The sequence below is a fragment of the Parabacteroides sp. D25 genome (genome assembly GCF_000307475.1).
Lineage (GTDB): Bacteria > Bacteroidota > Bacteroidia > Bacteroidales > Tannerellaceae > Parabacteroides > Parabacteroides distasonis.
Genome location: NZ_JH976502.1, coordinates 748,423 through 772,919 on the forward strand (window position 1 = coordinate 748,423; position 24,497 = coordinate 772,919).

At 42.7% G+C, this 24,497-nt stretch carries 26 protein-coding genes, 2 tRNA genes and 2 pseudogenes; 16 read left to right on the forward strand and 14 right to left on the reverse strand.

Going from position 1 to position 24,497, the window contains the following annotated elements; genetic code table 11:
- Positions 1 to 19 precede the first annotated feature (19 nt).
- Positions 20 to 502: pseudogene (locus tag HMPREF0999_RS23235) on the reverse strand (hypothetical protein).
- On the reverse strand, positions 492 to 1,739 hold the full coding sequence (locus HMPREF0999_RS10180; RefSeq protein ID WP_010183606.1) for a site-specific integrase: 1,248 nt from the start codon (positions 1,737 to 1,739) through the stop codon (positions 492 to 494). The pseudogene HMPREF0999_RS23235 and the gene HMPREF0999_RS10180 overlap by 11 nt, the downstream one beginning before the upstream one ends.
- A 237-nt stretch (positions 1,740 to 1,976) precedes the next feature.
- On the opposite strand from HMPREF0999_RS10180, the gene HMPREF0999_RS10185 reads away from it, so the two are divergent.
- The 12 genes and pseudogenes from HMPREF0999_RS10185 (at position 1,977) to HMPREF0999_RS10240 (ending at position 14,603) form a co-directional block, all read left to right on the forward strand.
- A complete protein-coding gene (locus HMPREF0999_RS10185; RefSeq protein WP_410510703.1) occupies positions 1,977 to 2,726 on the forward strand; it encodes a 3-oxoacyl-ACP synthase III family protein in 750 nt (249 codons plus the stop codon).
- A complete protein-coding gene (locus HMPREF0999_RS10190; RefSeq protein ID WP_010183603.1) occupies positions 2,710 to 3,465 on the forward strand; it encodes an SDR family NAD(P)-dependent oxidoreductase in 756 nt (251 codons plus the stop codon). Before HMPREF0999_RS10185 ends, HMPREF0999_RS10190 begins: the two co-directional genes overlap by 17 nt.
- 29 nt (positions 3,466 to 3,494) lie before the next feature.
- Positions 3,495 to 3,861 (forward strand): annotated as a pseudogene (locus tag HMPREF0999_RS10195) (3-oxoacyl-[acyl-carrier-protein] synthase III C-terminal domain-containing protein); the annotation flags it as partial.
- 10 nt (positions 3,862 to 3,871) lie between these two features.
- Positions 3,872 to 4,966 carry a GDP-mannose 4,6-dehydratase gene (gene gmd / locus HMPREF0999_RS10200; protein WP_009275876.1) on the forward strand — a complete coding sequence of 365 codons (1,095 nt, stop codon included), beginning with the start codon at positions 3,872 to 3,874 and terminating at the stop codon, positions 4,964 to 4,966.
- Position 4,967: 1 nt separating this feature from the next.
- Positions 4,968 to 5,909 carry a GDP-L-fucose synthase family protein gene (locus HMPREF0999_RS10205; RefSeq protein ID WP_009275877.1) on the forward strand — a complete coding sequence of 314 codons (942 nt, stop codon included), beginning with the start codon at positions 4,968 to 4,970 and terminating at the stop codon, positions 5,907 to 5,909.
- A gap of 89 nt (positions 5,910 to 5,998) precedes the next feature.
- Entirely contained in the window at positions 5,999 to 7,120 is a 1,122-nt protein-coding gene (locus HMPREF0999_RS10210) for a glycosyltransferase family 4 protein (RefSeq protein WP_226769911.1), read from the forward strand.
- An 89-nt stretch (positions 7,121 to 7,209) separates the two neighbouring features.
- A complete protein-coding gene (locus tag HMPREF0999_RS10215) occupies positions 7,210 to 7,785 on the forward strand; it encodes a sugar transferase (RefSeq protein WP_009275879.1) in 576 nt (191 codons plus the stop codon).
- Positions 7,782 to 8,777: a formyltransferase family protein gene (locus HMPREF0999_RS10220; RefSeq protein ID WP_008773334.1), complete on the forward strand. Its 996-nt coding sequence runs from the start codon at positions 7,782 to 7,784 to the stop codon at positions 8,775 to 8,777. The genes HMPREF0999_RS10215 and HMPREF0999_RS10220 overlap by 4 nt, the downstream gene beginning before the upstream one ends.
- Positions 8,767 to 9,447 carry a PIG-L deacetylase family protein gene (locus tag HMPREF0999_RS10225; RefSeq protein ID WP_009275880.1) on the forward strand — a complete coding sequence of 227 codons (681 nt, stop codon included), beginning with the start codon at positions 8,767 to 8,769 and terminating at the stop codon, positions 9,445 to 9,447. The genes HMPREF0999_RS10220 and HMPREF0999_RS10225 overlap by 11 nt, the downstream gene beginning before the upstream one ends.
- 13 nt (positions 9,448 to 9,460) lie before the next feature.
- Entirely contained in the window at positions 9,461 to 10,708 is a 1,248-nt protein-coding gene (locus tag HMPREF0999_RS10230) for a DegT/DnrJ/EryC1/StrS family aminotransferase (protein ID WP_009275881.1), read from the forward strand.
- Between the two features lie 85 nt (positions 10,709 to 10,793).
- Entirely contained in the window at positions 10,794 to 11,159 is a 366-nt protein-coding gene (locus HMPREF0999_RS10235) for a polysaccharide biosynthesis protein (RefSeq protein WP_009275882.1), read from the forward strand.
- A gap of 144 nt (positions 11,160 to 11,303) precedes the next feature.
- A complete protein-coding gene (locus HMPREF0999_RS10240; protein WP_010183591.1) occupies positions 11,304 to 14,603 on the forward strand; it encodes an AsmA-like C-terminal region-containing protein in 3,300 nt (1,099 codons plus the stop codon).
- Here the strand turns inward: HMPREF0999_RS10240 and rfbB are convergent.
- Together rfbB and rfbC are read right to left on the reverse strand one after the other, a co-directional pair.
- The gene (gene rfbB / locus HMPREF0999_RS10245) at positions 14,595 to 15,734 is read right to left on the reverse strand and encodes a dTDP-glucose 4,6-dehydratase (RefSeq protein ID WP_005854971.1); all 1,140 of its coding nucleotides are present in this window, start codon (positions 15,732 to 15,734) and stop codon (positions 14,595 to 14,597) included. The two genes, HMPREF0999_RS10240 and rfbB, sit on opposite strands and share 9 nt — an antisense overlap.
- Before the next feature lie 13 nt (positions 15,735 to 15,747).
- Complete coding sequence (gene rfbC / locus HMPREF0999_RS10250) at positions 15,748 to 16,305, reverse strand: dTDP-4-dehydrorhamnose 3,5-epimerase (protein WP_005865007.1); 558 nt, start codon at positions 16,303 to 16,305, stop codon at positions 15,748 to 15,750.
- 165 nt (positions 16,306 to 16,470) lie between these two features.
- On the opposite strand from rfbC, the gene HMPREF0999_RS10255 reads away from it, so the two are divergent.
- Both HMPREF0999_RS10255 and HMPREF0999_RS10260 read left to right on the forward strand, forming a co-directional pair.
- A tRNA-Cys gene (locus HMPREF0999_RS10255) sits at positions 16,471 to 16,542 on the forward strand.
- A gap of 51 nt (positions 16,543 to 16,593) precedes the next feature.
- Positions 16,594 to 16,665 (forward strand) — tRNA-Cys (locus tag HMPREF0999_RS10260).
- A gap of 1,004 nt (positions 16,666 to 17,669) precedes the next feature.
- On the opposite strand, the gene HMPREF0999_RS10265 is transcribed toward HMPREF0999_RS10260, so the two are convergent.
- The 3 genes from HMPREF0999_RS10265 to HMPREF0999_RS22465 are packed head-to-tail and all read right to left on the reverse strand — an operon-like array spanning position 17,670 to position 18,424.
- Positions 17,670 to 17,915 (reverse strand): hypothetical protein, encoded by a 246-nt coding sequence (locus HMPREF0999_RS10265; protein ID WP_009275884.1) that lies wholly within the window; start codon positions 17,913 to 17,915, stop codon positions 17,670 to 17,672.
- Positions 17,916 to 17,940: 25 nt separating this feature from the next.
- Positions 17,941 to 18,252, reverse strand: a complete 312-nt coding sequence (locus tag HMPREF0999_RS10270; RefSeq protein ID WP_009275885.1) for an SH3 beta-barrel fold-containing protein — start codon at positions 18,250 to 18,252, stop codon at positions 17,941 to 17,943.
- A gap of 31 nt (positions 18,253 to 18,283) precedes the next feature.
- A complete protein-coding gene (locus tag HMPREF0999_RS22465; protein ID WP_009275886.1) occupies positions 18,284 to 18,424 on the reverse strand; it encodes a hypothetical protein in 141 nt (46 codons plus the stop codon).
- A gap of 169 nt (positions 18,425 to 18,593) precedes the next feature.
- On the opposite strand from HMPREF0999_RS22465, the gene HMPREF0999_RS10275 reads away from it, so the two are divergent.
- Together HMPREF0999_RS10275 and fic are read left to right on the forward strand one after the other, a co-directional pair.
- A complete protein-coding gene (locus tag HMPREF0999_RS10275; RefSeq protein ID WP_008779333.1) occupies positions 18,594 to 18,842 on the forward strand; it encodes a helix-turn-helix domain-containing protein in 249 nt (82 codons plus the stop codon).
- 2 nt (positions 18,843 to 18,844) lie between these two features.
- The gene (gene fic, locus HMPREF0999_RS10280) at positions 18,845 to 19,396 is read left to right on the forward strand and encodes a protein adenylyltransferase Fic (RefSeq protein ID WP_009275887.1); all 552 of its coding nucleotides are present in this window, start codon (positions 18,845 to 18,847) and stop codon (positions 19,394 to 19,396) included.
- 390 nt (positions 19,397 to 19,786) lie between these two features.
- On the opposite strand, the gene HMPREF0999_RS22470 is transcribed toward fic, so the two are convergent.
- The 7 genes from HMPREF0999_RS22470 to HMPREF0999_RS10315 all read right to left on the reverse strand — a co-directional run bounded on the left by HMPREF0999_RS22470 (position 19,787) and on the right by HMPREF0999_RS10315 (position 24,495).
- Positions 19,787 to 19,930, reverse strand: coding sequence for a hypothetical protein (locus HMPREF0999_RS22470; protein ID WP_010183581.1), 144 nt, complete (start codon positions 19,928 to 19,930; stop codon positions 19,787 to 19,789).
- A 697-nt stretch (positions 19,931 to 20,627) separates the two neighbouring features.
- Positions 20,628 to 20,900 (reverse strand): hypothetical protein, encoded by a 273-nt coding sequence (locus tag HMPREF0999_RS10290; RefSeq protein ID WP_009275889.1) that lies wholly within the window; start codon positions 20,898 to 20,900, stop codon positions 20,628 to 20,630.
- A 10-nt stretch (positions 20,901 to 20,910) separates the two neighbouring features.
- Positions 20,911 to 21,516 carry a hypothetical protein gene (locus HMPREF0999_RS10295; RefSeq protein ID WP_009275890.1) on the reverse strand — a complete coding sequence of 202 codons (606 nt, stop codon included), beginning with the start codon at positions 21,514 to 21,516 and terminating at the stop codon, positions 20,911 to 20,913.
- A 25-nt stretch (positions 21,517 to 21,541) separates the two neighbouring features.
- A complete protein-coding gene (locus HMPREF0999_RS10300; RefSeq protein WP_009275891.1) occupies positions 21,542 to 21,820 on the reverse strand; it encodes a hypothetical protein in 279 nt (92 codons plus the stop codon).
- Positions 21,821 to 21,822: 2 nt separating this feature from the next.
- Positions 21,823 to 22,704 (reverse strand): BT4734/BF3469 family protein, encoded by an 882-nt coding sequence (locus HMPREF0999_RS10305; protein ID WP_009275892.1) that lies wholly within the window; start codon positions 22,702 to 22,704, stop codon positions 21,823 to 21,825.
- Positions 22,705 to 22,850: 146 nt separating this feature from the next.
- Positions 22,851 to 24,161: a DUF3987 domain-containing protein gene (locus HMPREF0999_RS10310; protein WP_010183576.1), complete on the reverse strand. Its 1,311-nt coding sequence runs from the start codon at positions 24,159 to 24,161 to the stop codon at positions 22,851 to 22,853.
- Positions 24,154 to 24,495 (reverse strand): hypothetical protein, encoded by a 342-nt coding sequence (locus tag HMPREF0999_RS10315; RefSeq protein WP_009275894.1) that lies wholly within the window; start codon positions 24,493 to 24,495, stop codon positions 24,154 to 24,156. Before HMPREF0999_RS10315 ends, HMPREF0999_RS10310 begins: the two co-directional genes overlap by 8 nt.
- Between the last annotated feature and the right edge of the window lie 2 nt (positions 24,496 to 24,497).

Sequence of the window (24,497 nt, forward strand, 5' to 3'; positions counted from 1 at the left end):
CAAAAATACAACTTTGTTGTTATACAGCCAAATAATAGCCCGTCTTCCACTCTTTTTTCCGGAATGTTCCTCCATATCCGGAAAAGTTTGTGTCACGCCGCCTGTTGCGACAAGCCGTTTCTACCAAGGAAAGGGCAGGCAATACCGGCTGACGTGGATACAGGCAAAACAACCCGCATATGCAATGCAGAGGGAGCAGGAGAGCCTTCACCACAGCCGGAGAGGAAAGCGGTCTCATGCCGGGGTACGGCATGAAAAGGGGCGCCTAGACAGTTCTTTTCCTTGTCGCACATGCACTACGTCGGTCGCAGTTTTCGCCTTCTGAATCCCCCTCACGTTCGTCCCTGCGCTTTCGGAGCGTTTTTCCGGTAGAAAATTTCACCATGCGGAAATTTTCTACCGGAAACCGGAGGGAAAACGCGGAGTCCCGCAGGGACGGACGAACTTTGATGAGGAAGGGGAAAATCGTCCGTTTCGTAAATACCATTTCCTCAGATGGCATCGCATATCTCCTTCTCCATCTTTTCCAGCTTGTGGGACAGGATTTCCATGTCGCTGCTGATCTTCTGGTTGGTTATCCGGGCATATATCTGGGTGGTTTTCAAATCTGTATGCCCCAAAAGACGGCTTACGGTCTCGATGGGTACACCGTGCGAGAGCAGCACGGTGGTGGCGTTCGTATGCCGGGCCACATGATAGGTCAGCCGTATCTTGAAACCGCACTGCCTGCCAAGTTCCTTCAATATGGTGTTGCATCTGCCGTTGCTCGGTACCGGAAATACATGGTCGTCCTTGGACAGCCCCTTGTACTTCTCTATGATGCGCCTGGGAACGTCCAGCAGGCGGATGTTGGACTCGGTGTTCGTCTTGCGCCGGCGGGTGATGATCCAGAGGTTGCCGTCGAAGAAGGTCTGGAGCCGGTCGGTCGTCAGCGCCTTCACGTCCGCGTATGCCAGTCCGGTGAACACGGAGAAGATGAAGAGGTCGCGTACCAGTTCGCAGGTCCTGCTTTTCACCGGGGCCTCCATCAGCGTCTGTATCTCACGCTCCGTCAGGTAGCCCCGGTCAACGCTCTCGGGGGAGTTGATGTACCCGGCGAAGGGGTTGAAGGGAAGCGCACCGCTGTTGCGGGCGATGGAGATGACGTGCTTGAGCCCGATCATGTAACCCCATACGGTATTGGTGCGGCATTTCTTCTCCGTACGCAAGAAATACTCGAAGTTGTTGATGAACGTCAGGTTGAGTTCCTTCAGGGGGATGTCGTCACGGCGGTATACTTTCGGGACGAACTCGCAAAGGTGCCTGTATATGGTACGGTAGCGGTTGTATGTCCCCTGCACGCGGCTGTGTCCCACTTTCTTGATGAACTCCTCATTGTGCTGCTCGAAGAGCTTCAGCAGCGTCTCGCGTTTCACGCCCAGCCCGAGGCAGGCGTCCCTCAGCCTAGCGGCGGTGACATAGCCGTCGGACTGCATCAGTTCCTGGTAACGGCGGTTCACGTCCACGCGTATCCGGTCAACCGCCGCATTGATTTTTTGCGCCTCGGCGCTCTTGCCCGTGGCACGTGCTGTTTTCACGTCCCAAAGTTTCGGGGGCACGTCCAGCTTGCAGCTGAACTGCTTGATTTCTCCGTCCACCGTAAGACGGCACATCAGGGGGAGATAGCCGTTGGCTCTCTCGCTGCCCTTCTTCACATAGAAGAGGATTTTGAAGGTCGATCTGCTCATACTCGTTTTCATACTTTTTTGTTCGTTACAAAGTTAATATCAAGCGAGTTGTCCTCAGGTATGAAAAACTGTGCAAATTACTGAAATAGAACCCGTTGTGCCGTTTCTTGTTCCTGTTATATCAGTAACGATATGGGAACTGAAGTCTTTCGCAGCTTTTATCGGACTTCCTTTTTCAGCTTATGCAGTATTATGAGTTAAACACCTAACTGCTTAATAGACTGCATTTTTGCTGTATTATCATCAACCTTGCTTTTTCTTGCTGCGTTTACATTAGATATATCTTATGGTTGTCCGGGTTGGGTTTATGGAATGAGTGTTGTTGCTTCTCTTTTATCATCTGGGTATATGAAGAAGGCTTTGTTGCTGGTTGGTGATACGCCTACGAAATTCAAATCAAGGAATGATAAGACCGCTTGGCCTTTATTTGGAGATGCGGGAACAGCAACGGCCTTAGAGTATTCGGAAGAATCGGATGATATGTTTTTTACGTTTGCGACAGAAGGGAAATCTTACCGTTCAATTATTGTTAAAGATGGTGGAGCACGGAATCCTGTAACTGAAAATTCATTGAAAGAAGTGGTTTATGGGGAAGGCATTGCTCGGCGACCATTAGATAGTGAAATGGATGGAATGTCTGTTTTTGCATTTGGGTTAAAAAGAGCACCGGAGTCGGTTTTGGATATTCTTAGCTTTGCTTCTTTAGAGGTGAATGAGATAGACTATTTTATATTTCATCAGGCCAATTTATTTATGAATGAGAAGATTCGTAAGAAATTGAAAATTCCGGAGGAAAAGGTTCCTTATTCGTTACGAGATTATGGAAATACAAGTTGTGCTACAATTCCATTGACATTAACCGCTTCGTGTAATGATATGCTTAAGAAAAAACAAAAAGTAATTGCGACAGCTTTTGGAGTAGGATTATCATGGGGTAGCATTTATTTTTCGACAGATTTACGTTATTTATCTTTGATAGAGTATGAGGGAAAACTATAATCCTTTTTCTCTTAAAGGAAAAAGAATTTTGGTAACCGGAGCTTCTTCCGGTATTGGAAAAAGTATAGCCTTAGAATGCAGTCGGATGGGAGCGGACTTGATATTAGTCGCAAGAAATGAAGAACGCTTAATTCGGGCTTTTACAGAGTTAGAGGATGGAGATCATTCTTATTTTAGCTGTGATATAGCGGATTCTCAGTCCATAGAGGACTTGTGTAATCATGTCGGTGTGATTGATGGCTTAGTGCATTCCGCAGGTATGGGATTGACATTGCCGTTTAAGTTTACAACGTATGAGATTTTGAGGAAGATGATGAGTTTGAATTTTGAATCTCCCGTACTATTAACTCAGAAACTGTTGAAATATAAACGAATAAATAAAGGAGCTTCTATTGTGTATCTATCTTCTATCGATGGACCGATTACAGGACATATCGGGAACTCTATTTATGCAGCGTCAAAGTCTGCGATACAGGGAATAGCGAAAGTTCAAGCGGTAGAATTAGCTGCTCAACGAATTCGTGTGAATTGTATACTTCCTGCAAGGGTAGAAACACCCTTTATTCATAGAGATAATATTTCAGAAGAACAGGTTAGTAAGAATCAATTGTCTTATCCTTTGAAGCGCTATGCGAAACCAGAAGAAATCGCTTACTATGCGATTTATCTGCTTTCTAATGCAAGTACTTTTACAACAGGTTCTAGTTTAGCGATAGATGGTGGATATACTTTATTATAATCTTGTTTTGAATTTTTATTCATAAACATATAAATGTCTTCTCATTTGCTATATCCCCGTTCTCCCAAGTCTATCGAAATGTTCTTAGCGGATTATAATATCAATCGTGAAACAGATATAGATTATTTCTTGATTCATCAAGCGAACAAGATGATTGTGGAGCGTATTGTGAAAAAACTGAAGTTGCCCAAAACGAAAGTGCCTTGCAATTTGGAAGAGTTTGAAAACTTAGGAGGTGCTTCGATTCCTTCATTGATGGTAACAAGGATCGCAGATCAACTTAGGACTAAAGAAACGACACTGTTAATGTCTTCGTTTGGACTGGAATTGAGTTGGGGGGCCATGTGGATGAAGACAAAACCGATGGTGGTTTCACAATTAGTAATATTGAAATAAAGGTAATAAAATGAATAAAACAGCTTTGATAACAGGAATAACCGGGCAGGATGGTTCTTTCCTTGCTGAGTTTTTATTGGATAAAGGTTATGATGTACATGGAACGATTCGTCGGTCATCGGTTGATTATCGTGAAAGGATAGCTCATCTTGAGGGGTTGCCCCATTTTCATTTGCACTATGCGGATTTGGGAGATTCAATGAGTATTTTGCAGGTTGTTAAACTTGTTCAACCCAATGAGATTTATAATCTTGCGGCTCAATCTCATGTGCAAGTCTCTTTTGATTCACCAGAGTTTACGGCGAATGTAGATGCGACAGGGGTACTTAGAGTCTTAGAGGCGGTGAGACATTGTGACTTAATAGGTAAATGTCGGATTTATCAAGCCTCTACATCAGAGTTGTATGGAAAAGTTGAGGAAGTTCCTCAGAACGAGAATACCCCTTTTCACCCCTATAGTCCATATGCGGTAGCAAAGCAATATGGATTTTGGATTGTGAAAGAGTATCGTGAGGCTTATAACATGTTTTGTTGCTCGGGTATCCTTTTTAACCATGAGTCAGAACGACGGGGGGAAACGTTTGTAACCCGAAAGATCACGTTAGCAGCAGCTCGCATAGCTCAAGGAAAGCAGGATAAATTGTATTTAGGCAATCTTTCCTCATTGCGCGATTGGGGATATGCCAAGGACTATGTGGAATGTATGTGGCTTATCTTACAGCAAGATACACCTGAGGATTTTGTGATAGCTACAGGAGAACAACATTCTGTCCGAGAGTTTTGCTATGAGGCTTTCAAGGCTGTTGGCATAGATCTGGAATTTAAGGGTGAGGGAGCTAATGAGATAGGAGTGGATAAGTCAACAGGGCGGATATTGATAGAAGTTTCCTCTGATTTTTATAGGCCTACGGATGTGGTGAATTTGTGGGGAGACCCAACAAAGGCAAAGCAAAAATTAGGCTGGGATCCAGCAAGGATGACCTCGTTTAAGGATTTGGTGAGAATCATGGTTGAGGCGGATATGGCAAAAGTAGCTGCTGAACGTGCGGGTGAGCAGGTTAAGTTAAATCTAGCGGAGTATTTGGAAAAGGGTATTGTGAAGTGATATGGAAAAGAACGCTAAGATATTTGTCGCAGGCCATCGAGGAATGGTGGGAAGTGCGATCGTTAGAGAATTGAAACGACAGGGATATACCAATATAATTACTCGCACGCATGCGGAGTTAGATCTTCTTCGGCAGGTAGATGTGGAGAATTTTTTTGAGGCTGAGTGCCCGGAATATGTTTTTCTTGCGGCAGCTAAAGTGGGAGGGATTATGGCTAATCAGAACTCGCTTGCTGATTTCATGTATGAGAATATGATGCTTGAAATGAATGTAATTCATTCCGCATGGAATACAGGGTGTAAAAAATTGGAATTTCTTGGTTCTTCGTGTATCTACCCGAGGTTAGCCCCTCAACCAATGAAAGAAAGCTGTTTGTTAACTTCGGAATTGGAGAAAACAAATGAGGCGTATGCGCTTGCAAAAATATCAGGATTGAAATATTGTGAGTTTCTCAATAGACAATATGGTACAGACTTTATTAGTGTGATGCCGACCAATTTATATGGTCCAAATGACAATTATCATCCAACCCATAGCCATGTTCTACCCGCTTTAATTCGTCGTTTTCATGAGGCTAAGGAAAAGAAACTTCCTTCTGTGGTGTGTTGGGGTGATGGAAGTCCTTTGAGAGAGTTCTTATATGTGGATGATTTGGCGAATCTATGTGTTTTCCTGATGAATCATTACAGCGGTAATGAAACAGTAAATGCAGGAACAGGAAAAGAATTGACCATAAAAGAGTTGACTGAGTTAGTGGCAAGAGTGGTTGGATATGATGGTATGATAGAATGGGATTTAACAAAACCGAATGGAACCCCTCGTAAGTTGCTTGATGTGTCGAAGGCGGAAGGTCTTGGCTGGAAATATAAGACAGAACTAGAGGAAGGGATTCGTTTGTCGTATATTGATTTTTTGACAAATCCTATGCGTGCGGAATGTTAGAAATGGTATAAAGACAAAGCATAGTTTAGGAAACAAGCAAATAGCAAGATTAAGGTGTGTCTTCCAAAATTAGGGATTATATGTCGATTATGAAAAAGAGGATAGTTCTAGTTAATCAAAGTTCAGGTTTCTTGGTTGTAGATGATTTGAATGCGTATTGTACTAAATATGATTGTGTGAGTATTCTTTGTGCAGGAATAAAGGAAGGCGTACGTTCAATTAACCCTAAAGTGCAAATAGATAAGATATGTAAATATAATAAAGCTAGTACTTTAAGAAGATTATTGACTTGGTCTTTGGGGACTATTCAGGTTTTATTTAAACTCCTTTTCAAATATAGAAATTTTGAAGTTGTATATTATACAAACCCTCCTATGGCATGTTTCTCCGCATTATTGTTGAGAAATAAGTTTAGGATTGTAGAGTATGATATATATCCCAATGCCCTTGAAGCTATAGGAATCTCAGATAGGCATATTATATATAGGATTTGGAAATCAATAAAAAAGAAGCTATATGCAAAAGCAGATGCTATTTATACTCTTAGTGAGGGAATGAAAGAGATATTGCTTGAGTATGGTGAGGCTGAAAAGATAAAGGTGGTACCATTGTGGTCTGCATCTGATGATTTTAAGCCTATATGCAAAGAACAGAATCCATTTGTTAAAGAACATCATCTTGAAAATAAATTTGTGGTGATGTATTCAGGAAACATTGGTTATACACACAGTGTGGAATGTCTTATTGAAGTAGCTAAAAATATGCAAACTGATAATGATGTTAAATTCTTAATGATAGGTGAGGGGAAAAAGAAAACGGATTTAGTGGCTCAAGCCGAAGAGTTAAATCTTCGTAATATAACTTTTTTGCCTCTTCAGGATTTTAATGTATTACCATATTCGTTAGCTTCTGCAGATTTGGGTATAATTACCCTTGATGAAAATGTATCAAGGGTCAGTGTTCCAAGTAAGACTTTTAACTTAATGGCTGTAGGTGTTCCTCTTCTTGCCATTTCTAATAATGATACAGAGATGTTTCGTTTGATTAGTAAGTACCAGAATGGTCGTTGTATTTCGAAGTCAAATGTGGATGATATTGTTGCTTATATCCGAGAATTAAAATCGGACAAAATGCTAAAACAAAAGTATTGTAATAATTCATTATTGGCTTCAAAGGATTTTACGTTTAAAAATTCAGAATTATATCTGTGATGTATTACTGCGATTTTTAATTTAGATCAGCTAGAGGCACAATCCTTTGCTTTAATGGGAATGTCCTAAATTGTTATATTTTGTATGTTATGTATTTGAAATTTAAGCGTTTATTTGACTTTTTTATTTCCTTCGCTATATTGTTGCTTTTATTTCCTCTTTTTATCATAGTTGCTGTTTTAATAAAGTTGGATTCGAAAGGCCCTATTTTTTATTTGCAAAGTAGAGTTGGTGAAAATGGGCGTGTTTTTAGGATTTATAAATTGCGTACGATGACAAATAAGGAGAGAGATCCTAATGTGAAACAAACGTATTTGCAAGATCCGGATATTACAAGAATAGGGGGACTTTTAAGGCGTTTTAAGATTGACGAGTTGCCTCAAATATGGAATGTGTTTATTGGTGATATGTCTTTAGTTGGCCCTCGCCCTGCGTTACCGAGTTTATATGAGAAATTTGGAGAAATTGCAAAGAAACGATGTGAAGTTAGGCCGGGAATGACAGGTTGGGCGCAAGTTAATGGTAATATCTATCTTCCTTGGGAAGAGCGTTTATGCTTGGATCGTGAGTATGTTGACCGTATGTCGTTTATGTTGGATTTGAGGATTCTTGTCAAGACCGTGGCGATTGTTTTGTTTGGAGAAGAAAAATATATTAAGAAATGAGGGTTGGATTGATTGGTAGTGTTGGCAGTAGTTTGCTGACGTTACAAAAGTTGGTGGAATATTCATTTAATGTTGTTGGAGTTTGGGGGTATGAACCTCACTCGACTTTAAATGTAAGTGGTTATTGTTCGATGCGTAGATTTGCGGAAGATAATCATCTTTCTTATTATCCTTTCATAAAAATAAATTCGAACGATATCAAGGAGCAAATTAGGAACGCTTCGGTTGATATTCTTTTTGTGGTTGGTGTCTCTCAGTTGGTTGATGAAGATATTATAAGATTACCTCGATTGGCTTGTGTAGGATTTCATCCAACGAAGTTGCCAAAAGGACGGGGTCGGGCTCCTATGGCTTGGCTGATATTGGACAAGGGAGAAGGTGCGGCAACTTTTTTTAAAATAGACACAAATGCTGATGAAGGGGATATTTTTGTGCAGGAACCTTTTTCTATAAGGGAAGATGATGATGTTACTTCTATTGGTGTTAAGTTGAAAGAGGCTATGGTTCGGGCTTTGGATCGTTGGCTTCCTTCTTTGTCTTCTGTCGGATTAAAAGGGATTCCTCAAGATGGGAAGGCGGCTACTTTCTATGCTAGGCGGGCTCCTTTGGATGGTTGTATAGATTGGTCGAACACGGCAAAAGATATTGATCGTTTGATAAAGGCTAGTACATCGCCTCATCCCGGGGCTTTCTCTTTCTATGGTAATAATAAGGTTCTGGTATGGAAATCAAATTATTATGCTTCTGGATATGCGAAAGGTGTTATTGGTCGTGTAGTGAATTTCAATAATGATAATCCTGTTGTTCAAACAGCTGATGGTTATGTTGAATTGGTGAAATATAACATGGTTGATTATTTGGATAGACCTGTCGATGAGCATTTGGTTGTAGGTTCTAGATTAGGCTATTATGATCAATATGAGATTTTCCGTTTGCGGAATGAGATAGAAATGATAAAGCAAGATTTAACGTTGTTGAAAAATGAAAAATAATGTTTTGTTTATCGCACCTCATGCGGATGATGAAATATTGGGCTGTGGGGCAACTATTTATAAGATGATACAAGAAGGTCATAATGTGTATGTGCTGATTATGACAAATGCCAGTAAATCTGATCCAAATATTTTTTCCGAAAAAGGTATTCAGCGTGTTAGAACAGAGGCACTGGAGGCTCATCGTTTACTAGGTGTAAAACAGACCTTTTTCTTTGATTTTCCGGCTCCTGCATTAGATCAATATCCAGGTTATATCATGTCTCGTGAAGTTTCAAAATGTATATCCGAAAATCAAATAGATACAGTGTTTATTCCCCATAGAGGAGATATACATAAAGATCATCGGATGGTCTTTGACAGTGTATTAGTCGCTTGTCGTCCTGTTGGAGATTATACGGTTAAGCGAGTTTATACCTATGAAACGTTATCTGAAACTGAATGGGCTGCTCCTTATGCGGATGATGCTTTTATTCCCACGGTATTCATTCCTTGTAGTCAAGATGGAATGAAAATGAAATTGAGAGCGATGGAGTGTTATCAATCTCAACTAAGGCGGTTCCCTAGTTCTCGTTCTTTAGAGGCTTTGGAAGCTTTGGCGAAATATAGAGGTGCTACAATTAGCGTAGAAAGAGCTGAGGCTTTTATGCTGATCCGAAGTATTTTCTAAAATCACAATAATAATGAATAAACGAATTTATCTTTGCCTTGCTCACATGAGCGGCAAAGAACAAATGTATATCAAAGAAGCCTTTGATACGAACTGGGTCGTGCCTCTAGGTCCGAACGTGAATGGATTTGAGAAAGATTTGGAGGAATTCGTGGGTGAAGGTAAACATGTGGTGGCTCTGTCTGCCGGTACTGCTGCGGTGCATTTGGCGTTGCTTGCCTGTGGCGTGAAGCCGGGGGATGAGGTGCTGGTACAGAGCTTTACCTTCTGTGCTTCCTCGCATCCGATCACTTATTTGGGGGCTACGCCTGTGTTCGTGGACTCGGAGGTGGATACTTGGAATATGGATCCTGTGTTGTTGGAAGAGGCGATTCAAGATCGTATCGAGAAGACGGGAAAAACACCGAAAGCGATTGTCCCGGTGGCCTTATATGGGATGCCTTATAAGGTGGATGAGATTATGGCGGTCGCTGATCGGTATGGGATTCCGGTCATTGAGGATGCGGCGGAGGGTTTTGGCTCTCGTTATGATGGACGTATGCTGGGTACGTTTGGAAAATATGGGGTGTTGTCGTTCAATGGGAATAAGATGATTACGACCAGTGGTGGTGGTGCGTTGATTTGTCCGGACGGGGAGGCTAAGCGGGAGATCATGTTCTACGCTACGCAGGCTCGGGAGGCTTATCCGTATTACCAGCATGAGCGGATCGGGTATAATTATCGGATGTCGAATATTTGTGCGGGTATCGGGCGTGGTCAGATGACGGTGGCTGATGCTCATGTGGCTCATCATAAGCATACGTGTGATTTATACCGGGAACTGTTGAAGGATGTGAGAGGGATCACCTTGCATGAGAATCCTTCCGGTCGTTTTGATAGTAATTATTGGTTGAATACGATTGTCTTGGATCCTTTATTGAGGGTGAAAGGGCAGGAGAATGCTTATCAAGCGACGGTACAAGGTGCTGTTGGTGGTGCGGGCGGTGTGACTCACGCAGCGGTTAACGCACATACGGATTGCGAGCCGAATGCCAATGTCGAGGCGATGCGTGTGGGACTTGACGCGATGGGTATAGAATCTCGCCCTTTGTGGAAGCCGATGCATAAGCAACCTGTCTATAAAGATTGCCCGGCTTACGTGAATGGGGTGAGCGAATCTTTGTTTAAGGTCGGGTTGTGCTTGCCTTCCGGCCCCTATGTGACGGATGAGGATGTGGCTTATATTGTGGATTGTATAAAGAAGAATATTTGTTACAATTGAGAGCAAATGTACTCTAATATTTTTATCGGAAAAGTTAGTGTTAAGATGATAAATGATTATTTTTATTTTCAGTAAAATAATCATTATGGATATACCTCGTAACTATCATCTGGAAGACAAAGTTGAGTACATCATTGCTTTGGTAAATGAAGAGCGTATGATCCGTCTGAGCGGGGTGAAGGGAATCGAGATCCGGTTCACGGGATTGCGAGACGGAGAGAAATTGTATGAGGAGGTACTCAACGAGGAGGAGACCTTCAAGCCTACTTTTCATCCGAAGATCAAGATCGCCCAAGTCCGTGCGTATGATTATGCGGACGCCAATCTGCGGATTGATGCCTTGGTACATGCTTGTGCCGTGGAGGGGGATATGCAGATCGTGAAGCGGATGAAGGAGATTGTTCCTGAGTTCAAGAGCCAGCATTCTAAATACGAGGTTCTGGATAAATGAATTGTAGAAAAATAAATAAGATGTAAAAAGAAGGTCTCTCATTGCGGGGGGCCTTTTTTTATGAGATAAGCGTTGTCTTTGGGATAGTATTTCGTATTTTTGCTCATACAATTTAATTAGTGTTGTTTGTGATAAGATGAAGGAATGAGTATGGTACGAATAAGAAAGATATTGCTGGTTGTTGTGTCTGTGTTGGTCGGGATCTTTTTCATACTTCCCTTGATCGGGGTTGGTATACTGAAATGGGCGGTCTTACCTCCGGAGAAGCTGACACCGCTGGTCGTAGAAAAAACAAACGAATTCATAGAGGCGCACTTGGAATGTGAGCGGGTGGAGTTGACTTATTTTGAGACGTATCCTTATCTGGGAGTGAAGTTGACGAATGGGCGTTTGATCTCAAATCTGGCTGAGGATTCTATAGGCTATCAGGAGGATTTGATGATTCCTTCGGATTCCTTGTTGTCTTTCAAAAAAGCGATCGTCGTATTTAACCCTACGGATTATCTGTTTAGCGGGAAGGTGACGATTCCTCGGGTTATCATGGATAGTATCCGTTTTTATGGTTATGTGAATGAGGAGGGAAAGGCGAATTGGGAGATTTATCAAAGTGAGATGGATTCGGTAGATGAATCATCGTCATCTCCATTGCCTAAAATAGATTTGCAGCAAGTGCATATTACGAATGGGCACTTTGTCTATGATGACCGCCAGCAGGATTTATATACGGCGATCGATGGTTTCTTTTTACATATAGACGGCCTTTTGACCCAACGAGGAAATAAGTTGGATGTGGAGACCGGTTCTTCCTCGATCGTATTCCGTAGCCCGTCTTATTCTTTGGCGAATAAGTTAGCGTTACGCTTCAAGGGACGTTTGTTGTTGGCTGACGGACTTCGCCGGATTGGGTTGAGGGACGCGGAGTTGCTGGTGAATAACCTGCCTTTTACGGCGGATGGCTTTATGGTACCGGCTACCGAGGATAATCCGTCACGGATCGATATGACTTTCGGGTTGAAGGTTTCCGATATGAATGATCTCTTACATTTTATTCCGGATGAATATTTTAAGGATCGGGATAAAACACTTGCTGAGGGACGTATTATTTTGGAAGGGGATATCCGTGGAGAATTAGGGGATAGTATTGTTCCGACCGTGAACTTATGCTGCAAGATAGAGGATGGTTCTTATCATGTAAAAGGTATTGAACAGGGGATCGATACATTGCGCATGGACGTGGATTTACATTTGAATGGCGCTTACCCGGATTCTTCTTATGTCTCTTTGGAGGAGTTGACATTGATCGGGTTGAATACCTCGTTGACCATGAGTGGCGAGGTTAGGGATATCTGGAGGAATCCCGCGATTCGGGCGGAGATGAAAGGGCAGGTCGATTTTACCCGTTTGGCTAAAGAGTTCTTGAATCCCGACACACTGCTGCTGGAGGGTACCATGATGGCTGATTTATCTACGGTGTTTAAGGTGGATGATATCGTGAATAGCCGCTTCGCCAAGGTCAAATCATCCGGCAATTTGACGGTTGATCGCTTCAAGGCGTTTAGTAAGCCGTTAGGCGTGGATATGTATATCGCTGGGGCGAATCTGTTTGTAGGATCTACGGAAAATGAAAGTAAATATCTGAATGCGAAAGGATTGTTGAGCGCTAATCTATCGGTGGATACCTTGAATATAAAGTATAAGGATGAGATCAGTACGAATATCGGTGGATTGAAGATGGTAGCCAATACGACGCCGGTTATTGATACAACGGCTGTTATCCCTATGACCGCAGGGTTGGAATTTGATCATTTACGCACCAAGTTGCCGGATTCTACCTGGATGGTGGCCGGTAAGACCGTGTTGAAAGGGGGCATCAAGGCTTCTTCTACAGATAAGCGGATCCCTATGGCGGGAGCTACGATCTCGGTGGACACCTTAAAATATATTCTTATCCCTTTACGGACGGGTATGGTTCTGACGGAAAGCCAGTTCTCTTTGGAAGCATTACCTTATCGGCAAGCGATTCGTCAACAACGTGAACGCCGTATTGCCGCCGGTGATACCTTGCGCAGGCGCACGCAGACCACCCGAAGGGCGAATAGACAGCGGTCGCAAGTGGATTCGGTCGCTTCCTCAAACAGTGTCTTACGCCAATGGGAGGCTCGGGGACAAGTGAGGTTTAAGCAATTGAGGGGCTTTAGCCGCTTATTCCCCATTCCGATGTATATTGATGAGACAAGCGTGAAATTCAATACTAACAATATGACGTTGAGTGGTGCCCGCCTGCATTTAGGAAAGAGCGATTTTACTTTGAGCGGAGAGCTTAGCGACATCCGGCGGGCCATGCTACGGGGAGGAAAGTTGAAAGCGAATTTCGAGTTGGAATCCGATCTGATCGATTGTAACCAGTTGATGCTAGCTATAGGTAAAGGTTTGCAGTTTTCTGATCAATTGGCATCCAATTCAGTTGGGGCCTTCTCGGAAGACAGTATCTCCGTACTGGAGACGGATCATCTATTAGCGAATACCGTGGATAGTGTCGCTACGGATTCGATCTCTCAACTATTTGTCGTTCCGAAATTCTTGGATCTGACGCTTCATACAAATGCTAAAAAAATAGATTTTAAGGATCTGAAGTTGGAGGATGTGAAAGGTGAGGTTGTAATCCGGGATCAAAGTATCAATCTGAGCGATTTATGTATGAGCTCGAATATCGGTTCTGGAGATCTGACGATGGTTTATACGACCAAAACAGATCAAGAGGCGACTATGGGATTTGAGTTGTCCTTAAATGATATTTTAGTGGAACGGTTAATCAGTTTATTCCCGGATATTGATACATTGGTCCCTATGCTTCGTTCGTTCGAAGGCATGGTAGATTGCCAGATGACGGCGACTTGCAAGGCGGATTCTACGATGTCCGTGTTGCTGCCGTCTGTAAATGCCTCTTGCTACCTGAGCGGAAAGAATATGGTGCTGCTGGATGGTGAGACATTTACCGAGATATCGAAGACGCTGATGTTCAAGAATAAAAAACGGAATATGATTGATAGTATAGCGGTAGATTTAGCGATCCATGATAACAAGATCGAGGTATTCCCATTCTTGGTGGAGATGGACCGGTATAAAGTAGCCGTAGGAGGAACGCATAATTTGGATATGACGTTCGATTACCATCTCTCGGTTTTAAAATCGCCGGTGCCGTTTAAGCTGGGTATCGATATAAAAGGGAATCTGGATGATTTCAAGTTCAAGATAGTGAAATGTAAATATAAAGATTTCTTGAAACCTACCAAGCAAGCGGAACTGGATAGTACCCGCAGGAATGTGCGTGAGGAGATACGCGAGACGATCCGGAAACAAATAAGAGAGGCCGCTCCCGAATTAGGAAACAGCCTCTCTGAGATTCATCCACATACACACGGTCACGTTGAGGAATCAACGTGATCCATACATTTGCTCGTAATATTTCATGTAATCTCCACCGGTGATATCCTCCACCCATTTCTGGTTCTCAAGATACCAACGGATGGTTTTTACGATACCAACCTCGAAGCAGGTCTCTGGTGTCCAGCCTAATTCGTTGGTGATCTTCGTCGGGTCGATTGCGTATCGTTGATCATGGCCCAGACGGTCTTTTACGAATGTAATCAAGCTGTCGTTGATCCAGTCGATAGAGATTTCTCCATCGGCACCGATCTCTTTTTTCTTTAATACTTGGCGATATTCCGGTTGTTCGGTCATTAGTTGATGGATCGTCCGGATCGTGAGTTTTACGATCTCGATGTTCTGCTTCTCGTTATGACCGCCTACGTTGTAAACCTCTCCCACACGTCCGTGGTGGATGACGGCGTCGATCGCCTTGCAATGATCCTCTACATATAACCAGTCGCGTACGTTTGTGCCGTCACCATATACAGGTAGGGATTTACCTTCCAATATGTTCTTTATAATTAAAGGAATCAATTTTTCCGGGAAATGGTAAGGTCCGTAGTTGTTGGAACAACGGGTAATAGATACCGGCATCTTATACGTCTCGTGGTAAGCCTTTACGAATAAGTCTGCGCTTGTCTTGGAGGCGCTGTACGGGCTTCGGGGATCTAAAGGCGTGGTCTCGTGGAAATACCCTTCGGCACCTAGGCTTCCATAGACCTCATCGGTAGAGACTTGATGGAAACGTACACCTTCACGCCATACCGGATAACCAGTCTCGGCCTTACCGGTAACCCATGCTTTTCGTGCGGCGTCCAATAGGTTTTGTGTACCAAGGATGTTGGTTTGCAGGAATAGCTGGGGATTTTCGATGCTTCGGTCTACATGACTTTCAGCGGCGAAGTTCACGACATAATCGAAGTTGTATTTCTCGAATAGCTGGTCGGCCAAGGCACGGTCGCAAATATCGCCTTTCACGAACTCGCAACGTACTCCATCGATATCCTCGGCGATGGTGCCTAAATTACCTGCGTAAGTCAGCAAGTCTAGGACAACGATCTTGATATCGTCATATTTCGCCAGCATATGTTTGATGAAATTGGCACCGATAAAACCGGCGGCACCGGTAACTAGGTAAGTTTTCATATCTGTACAGTGTTTAGTATTTGAAATTAAGCTCAGCGTCTTTCAGCAATGGAGCCTTGGTGTCTTTCTCGGATAGGTTGATCGATTCCGGATCTGTGATGCTCCAATCTACATGGACCGTGGGATCGTCATAGCGGATTCCCCGTTCATGCGTCGGAGTATATGGATTATCTACTTTATAGGTAAAGATAGCCTCGTCACTTAATACATGGAATCCGTGGGCGAATCCCTGTGGAATAAATAACTGGCGTTTATTCTCGTCCGATAACTCTACAGCTACATATTTGCCGAATGTGGGCGAGCCTTCACGTACGTCTACGGCTACATCCAATACCCGTCCTTTGATCACCCTGACTAATTTAGATTGAGAATAGGGCGCTAGCTGATAGTGTAATCCTCGTAATACGCCTTTAGAGGAGCAAGATTCGTTGTCTTGCACGAACTGGATTTTTCCGATATGCTCCTCGAATTCCGCTTGCTTAAAAGCTTCCATAAAGTATCCGCGCGCATCTTTCAATACCTTTGGCTCAATGATCCATACGCCCGGTATTACAGTTTCTGTATAAGTCATTTTTTCGTTATTTATCTATTTGATAGGCAAAGGTAAGCTCATTTTCTCTACTTCTATAATATTCGGAGGGAAAAATAAAAAAGAAAGGAAAAGTTTGGTAATTCCAATATTATTCTCTTTCTTTGCACTCGCAAAACAAAAGTAGTTGTTTTGTGTTGAAGTTATGGTTCCTTGGATGAGTGGCTTAGTCAGCGGTCTGCAAAACCGTGTACGGCGGTTCGAATCCGCCAGGAACCTCTAGAGGTTTATTGTATCTTTTACAATAACAAATATACTAAACGTTCGTACGGTGCCTTGGATGAGTGGCTTAGTCAGTGGTCTGCAAAACCATGTACGGCAGTTCGAATCTGCCAGGCACCTCTCTAAAAACAAAATTGGTACTACATTGGTACTGCAATTGAAAAATAGATTCTATTACTTCATTGGTGATAGAGTCTGTTTTTGTTTCTCATCTTCACAATATCAATAAAAAAGGTACTCTCATTCTCACGAACAAAAGCACCTGTAATGTTAACTTTTATATTATAGGGTATTTTGTATACAAATTACAGTGGTTGACAGGTTGACGGTTGACTACATGCTATTGATATGTTAATCAGTTATTTATAATCAAATATTCGTCAACCTCTATGTTTCTCATCCAAATAATTGCACAGGTTACGGGGTTACGGTGATACCATACGTGTTATAAATCAATAAGTTAAGCGCATTTATACCGTAACCTCAACATTCGTCCCCGGCATTCCATCAAAGGACAGGCTCAAAGACCGTGCCGGGTGTGGCTGGAGCTACTGAAAGCCTATTTAAACGCGCATAGCGTCACCACATATCCAGTGAAGCCTATGCAATCGAAATAAGACCGCTCTCACGATATTTACCCGAGGTTATCAGGTTATAGGTTATCAGATAGCAAATGTATTGAATTTCAAGTCATATACCCCTTTTAAGGTGATAACCTCTAATATCGATCTGCTTATGCCCTGTATCTTCACCTCCAGCTATGATCGTTGCTGGTTAAGTGTGCATCTGTCCCTTGCCGCAATCTCGCTTTGCGATGTCCGGTCGTTCCGGTCTGCAAGGGTGTCCGGTAGGCAATATTACCTACCGGGCTTCAAACTTCCGATCGCCGTTCCCGTCATGCGGTATTTCCTTTCTCGATATACCTCAAAAAGCCCCTTATACAAAACATATCTCTTATTTTATCTAGCGTGTCTTTTGCCCTACATATCCTACATACCTTACATAGTCGAATCGGCTTTTATGTAGGACATGTAGGTTGAAAAAAACTTTTTTTCTTGCGTCATATCCGGCATATCCGTCATAAGATTTAGGCCCGGCCCTTATTGGCTAGACAGCTCTTCGCCCTATTGCGCTAAAAGATGCGTGTTTAACGATCGAAGGTCGAATCTTCCCGGCTTTGACCTTCCGTTGTTGTACACCGAAACAGTCATGCTTGGCTTGGGGTTGGTCTCTCTAAATCCGCAAGCCCTCTCCAGCTCATCGATCAACCTCTCCATCTTGATGGATTGCCGGTTGAATCGCTCCATCGCTTTCTTATCCTCCCTTGATATCAAGGCTATGTCGCTGAGTATTTTATTTATATCTTTCATTAATTTATCTCTATTTAAGATGCTGTTAATATGTCGTGATTAGATTCTCTACCTTGAATGACCGGAACCCGTTCGCCTCAACGTCGAAGTAACGGACGGTCTTGTAATTTTCCGGACCTGTACCTTTGATGAGGTTCTGAACGTCCTGTAACGTTCCTTTCGCCTTTCTCAAGCTTCCATCCGCTTTCTCGTAAGCGAATGTTACTATTTCCCGGCGCATCCGCTTGGTGAGGCGGTACAACGCCCACGCCTTGGACAGGCATACCGCAAATGCCTTTCCCGTTGCTCTCATAAGCTCATGGGCCTGTTTGAATACTTTAGTCCTAAAATTCTTCATGATCGTATAGTTTTATGTGTTAGTAATCCGTTTACGCTATGTACATCCAATATTCACGAATGTATGTCTCGGCCTCCTCTTTGTAATCCACGTTATAAATCTCGCAAGCCTCTTTCTCTGTCATAGCCTCTAGTTCGGCTAGCTCGTTGTTCATGTAATCCTCGTTTGTCATAGCTTTGTAATGTTTTAATTTTCGATCGTGTCGCAAATGTAGTATAAAACGGTACAATTTGCAAAATAAAAAGTAGTATTTAACACTACTTTAACAAATAAATGTACCCATATGGCATTACAAATAACTTTTATTCGTATATTTGTATCGAAAACTAAAGCATTACAGTATGGATTTAAGAATAAAAGAAGTTATCAAAGAAAAAGGTATGACTATAACAGAGCTTGCCGATAAGATGGGAATTAATAGAGTGAATTTATCAAATATGGTAAATGGAAACCCTACAGTGGAAACTTTAAATAAAATAGCGGACGCAATAGGATGCCCGGTTACAGAACTATTCGAGCAACCGAAGAAAGACGCTTTAACTCTCACGTGCCCTAACTGCGGTAAGGATATCAATATCAAAGTAGAATGAGCATGAATACGAAAGAAATAGACAGATTGAGCCTTGTAAAAGCTCACGCCCTGTTTGATACCGGCGATATAGATCGTATTGAGGTGGGAACCGTGAAGGGCTTATGTGACATACATCGCTATCTTTTTGATGGATTGTACGACTCTGCCGGAAAGGTGCGTAAACTCAACATATCAAAGGGGAATTTCCGCTTTGCCAACTGCTTGTACTTGGACGCGATACTACCCGTGATAGAGAAGATGCCGGAAACTACATTTGACGAGATCATAGCGAAATACGTGGAAATGAACGTGGCGCACCCGTTCATGGAAGGGAACGGGCGATCTACCCGCATTTGGCTTGACATGATCTTGAAAAAACGGCTTTCCGTTGTTATTGACTGGCAAAACGTGGATAAGGTCCTGTATTTGCAAGCGATGGAAAGAAGCCCAATAAACGATCTGGAGTTGCGTACGCTGTTGCGTCAAGCATTGACAGACCGTGTTAATGACCGGGAGGTGATATTCAAAGGTATCAATCGGTCTTACTATTATGAAGGGTATGAACCGGAATAACGCAATTGAGATTGTGTCGAGATGAGAATACCGACAAAAACGGTATTTAAAACGTTGCAAATAGAAGACATGAACTATTTCGTCTGCTTTAAACGTGTGAGAATCCCACATTATAGAATATCGATAATAACAAGATTTAAAAAGACCCGCTCAATTTTGAACGGGTTAACTTTATACGCACGATATGACCGTAGAAAAACCTATAACGGGATTGCCGTTATATTAGTCCAATAAGGCCGCAAATGATATCAACGCTTTTTCCGCTTCCGGAGACAATTCGATCAAATCAATAAAGTTGAAGTCCGATCGTTGGAAGCCTGTACCTTCGAATGAGAGTTTATCAAGTAATTGGTTTTTCGCCTTGCTTGGGGATACATAGAAGGTATCTCGCTATTCGATATACTCATCTTTCGTGATAGGCTGTGATATCTGGATATCAGCGGAAGCAAATAGAACCTTGTAGTTATTTTCTTCGGTCTCTTCCGCTTTGATATCCACGGGATATTTAGATACGAGTTTGAATGTCGGTCTCATCCTTCGGTTTCCTCCCTTTGTTCTTGGGTACCAAATATACCTCAAGCAAATCGTTTGCTCTTTTCATTTTATCATACTGTTTCCTTAGCCTTTTGCCGTACGGAGTCAATAGGCCCCTATAAAATTGTTTCCCATATTTACGATCTATATTTTTCCGGTTTAATCCACTGAAGAACCTGCCTATCTTGCTTTCTCTCGATTGATTATAAACGTGGGCGAATGCGTATCGGCTCGCAACGACGTTGCCATCTATAAAAAGCTTCCTGCATTTATGTCCAGTATAGGGACAAAGAAAATACCATACGATGCCATTACCCAAATTGCTAGGTTCTGTTTTTAGCTTTACCTTTACCTCTTTATCCTTATCCTTAAATTTCCATCGAAATACAACATCTTTGCTTTCTATAGATACGGTTATTCTGTACTCGATATTATTCAATGTGATCAGTTGCATTAACTTTTGGTTTGTACCGGTCTGTCTCCGGATCAATTCTTTTATGTCTGATAACTGAATCCTTGGTATGTGATCTATGATTGCTACCATATTTTTACGACCTTAATAGTTAGAGAAAATGTGCTTGTCATTAGCTCACTGGAATAATCCTAAGATAATATCCGGGTAAGCCCGTTCAAAATGGGCCTACCCGGGGTTATCTTTCATTATCCTTTGATGGATCTGGATAATAATACAATCGTCTCATTCGATATCCGGTAAATTCTTACACCATTCTTTAGCTAGCTTCTCGCTTGATATCTTGAAGTCCTCATCCTTATACTCTATACCTAAATGATTACAGATGGCCCGGTTTTCTCGTTGGGTTGTCTGTTTCCATCGCTCAAAGGGATTGTCACATGTTTCATTTGCTGTTTCCTTTGTCCCGTAGTGAGCATAGAATAACATGGCCTTTACAGGATTTTCTTGCAAGTCACGCCGTGTGTTATCAAACCGTTTTCTTTCTTCTTTAGTCATAGGTCTACTTTTAAATAAATTCGTAATTCTCGATTTCCTCATGAAATTCCCCATCCTCATCAATCCAACACAGGCAACGCCGATTATCGGCGAATGATGTTAAGCCTTTGCCAAAAGCGGGGTTATTCGCCACGTAAGCGTTAAGATTGTCAATAGCCTTTTTGAGATCGTCCACTAAGTTTTTCGCCAAGTCTCGTTGTTCGGTTGGTTCGATCGTGTACTCTCTATTTTTCTCGTCAAACCATAAGGGTGATACTATCACCTTGCCATTCTCGATGCAAAATGCGTCTATTTCCAGCGGGTTAATAGTATGATAGCCAAGAACCTTTTTTAATGATGAGGCGCACCTATCTATAAGGGCGTTCAAAGACCCGACCGTTTCCGCATAATCCTTATCTCTCTTGAATGCGATCTTGATACGGAAGGATTCTTTCTTTGCCATATTTTCCGCTTCCCTGTAAAGCAGGGCGCACTTATCCGATAAATCTCTCAACTCGTCCGTCCCAATAGTAAGACCTTCCTTTACCAATTCATCTACGATCGGTTGAATCTTATCCGTGCTAGCATGATGTCTTTTTACAATTCTTTCTAATCCTGTCTTTTTTACAATGTCCATCGTTCTTTTCTTTTAATGTTATTACTTAATTTAATATAGATTTGCTTATTTCTATAAAGTAGAAATGGCCATTAGGATCTACCCTAACCCAACCGGGCACACCGCCAAATATCCCATTGATATCACCTATCGTCGAGGCCACCATATCATCTATTGAATTATATCCATTGGCACGAGCGAAGTATTTATCCGCTTTTATTTCTACAATCTGACTCCCATCTTTCCAATACCGGAAAGTGATAGGCATATTCCTATATTCCCATTGTACTATATCATATCGTACGGTTTGTTCTATTATTCTCATAATTAAGCGTCTTTAAAGGTTATTCCATAGTCCTTGCATACACGAAAGAAAGTACCAATACCTATACGGCTGCAAGTTTTCTTCACGTTATCGAATTTACGATCAGTCTCTGCCTTGCTATACTTGGGGTTCTGTTGGCTGCAAACATGATAGAAAGCCCTTCCGGATTCCCCTAGGGAAGCGAGGGCGCACCCTACCTCAAACCATGTTAGATAATCCCCGGTAATATCGATGCCGTGATTTTGGATAAGATCGCAACATTTAGCCACTTTATCCAGCTCGCCGTCCGTACCGCAATCAATCGGGGTATAAACGGCTACGGGCTCTTTATAATACCCCCTGTACGGATCGGCGTTGAGGTTAATGTATGGTTCCGGGTCATAAGACACGCAACGCATCCTGCACACGTCACCGCACGCCTTGTCGATCACAAGCCCGTACCTTTGGAAGTCCCTTTTCAAGGCTTCGAATTGCTGTTTGTGGTAATACGGATAAAGTATCGGCATGATAGCGAAGTAACCGTTACCGCCAACGGATAGACCGCAATAGGCCACGTATCTAAGATATGACAACTGGTGTTTCACCTCGTCCCAGTTGCTAACCTCTAGGTTATCCTGCCGATCTAAATCCACGCAGATAAGCCCTGAATGTTGTTTAAGATTCTCCGCTTTCCGTGTAGGTTCGAATATGCCGGATATGCAAGCCATCGGCAAACGCTTCTTAACGGCGTTGCGCTCGTCCTTGTTCGTGAGCGTACGCAAACGCTTGATCTCATCGATATATCTCGTATCGTTCAGGAAAGCCCCTATTGTTGAAATAGATCCTTTCGTGTCGGTCACTCCGTTATACACGGATATCCTGCTATCTAAAAATGTCTTTGCCATATTGTTTAATTTTTAATAGTCGTTTTTTGTAGTTGACTAGTTGACGGTTGACTGCATATTTTAACTTTGATTGTCAATTATTTACGGTAATATTTTAGTCAACCTGTAATATTTACATTAAAAAATATCAGAAATATAGAGGTTGACTAATTTTTGTCCGTATCTGACTCTGTATCTGATATTTCACTATCAGTCAACCGACAACCTGTCAACTTGGGATATTTTTTTAAGCATTTAGATACATATTGCTTAGTAATGCCCAGCGCATCCGCTACCGCTCGTTGGCTAACCGGGCTCGTACAATGATAAACATTAGCTATCATTTCCTCTTTTCCCATAGACTTAACCTCGTGCCTGTTTCCTCTACCTTCCAACAGCATCCTATAGACTTTCAGTGCGCACCGCTCGAAATAATCCATGCACCTCACGCTGTATTCCATTTCTTCCGGGGTAATGTCTATAGAGGTGGGGGAATTGCCTAGGATATGAGCGACCCCAGCCCAGCGTATCACATGGATCTGTAGCTTAGAGTAAACAGAGCTAAGGTAATCGTCCGCACTCGCCTTTTTTATCTGGAGACTGTTGTAATAGTCGATGTACACTCTCTTCGCCTCGCCCCTTATGTATATCTTGCCGCCCATGACCGAAAAATCATACATTATAAGGTTGTAAATGAAATCCTTCCAGTCGCTTATGACACTTTGTGGTATGGAGACATCATTATACATCTCGGGCATCCCGGATTCAGGGTAACAAAACAACCAGCGTTGATTGAAACCGTTGTTCATCATGTTGTCATTCCCGAACGTGTCAACCAAAACAGACGGTTGGATAGAACCTATGATAGACATGAACGGGTCTTTGATAAGCAAGGGTTCATCTGATTTACGATTCACCACGATCGTGTCACTGTCGAACATGGAAAGCATCTGGCTAAGCTCCCCGCTTTTGGCGTACCGGCAAAAATCGTCGATCATGCCCTTTAACTCGTCCCTGTACAATAATATCCCGTTGGGGTTGACGGATAATACCTGATTCCGGGCCTCGGGGGTGGAATCGCTGATCACGTACTGCTTAAATACGGGCTTATCGCCCTTGTCATCGCCTGCCTGTCTGTATGCCCTCAATTCCTCCCGGTAAACGCCGTAATTATAGGAGTCACGGTCTTTTAGCGGCTGGAGGAAGAATCTTATAGGCGTAGACTTGTTACTGCCCGAGGGGGCAACCACACAGACCCAAAGGCATGGGTAATTTCGATACTTGCCGTCATCAATGATGACCCGCTTACCCATGGCCACGCCCACGGTCGCAAACATAGCGGATAGAGCGATGTCAACAGGGCATTGCAAAGAACTCGCTACCTTCCTTAGCATCTCGGTCGCATTGGGCGATAGTCCGTCAACGGGTAATATAGCACCGGCATCATCTATCATGTCTTTTATTTTTATCTCAATCATATTTTACGCCCTCCCATTTATCCCAAAATGAAAATTGCTTGTCCTTTGGGAATAGTTCCGGATTTGTCGTTAGAAATTCCACGTTGTCATGTCTCGTCACGGGGCATATGCCCTTATGGTGGACCTTAACCTTGCCATCATTGGCCAGCATGCCTACATAATAGCATACGCTGTTGATTCTTATGCCCGTTAACGTCTCTACTTGCGCCCTTGTACGGGGAACGGTAAATAAACATTGGAAGACCCTTTGCTTATCTCGTGTATAATCTATATCTTTGCCCTCGCAAGAAAGGGAATTGGCGGGCGCTATGTCTGCCTTTTTTTCTACATACATAG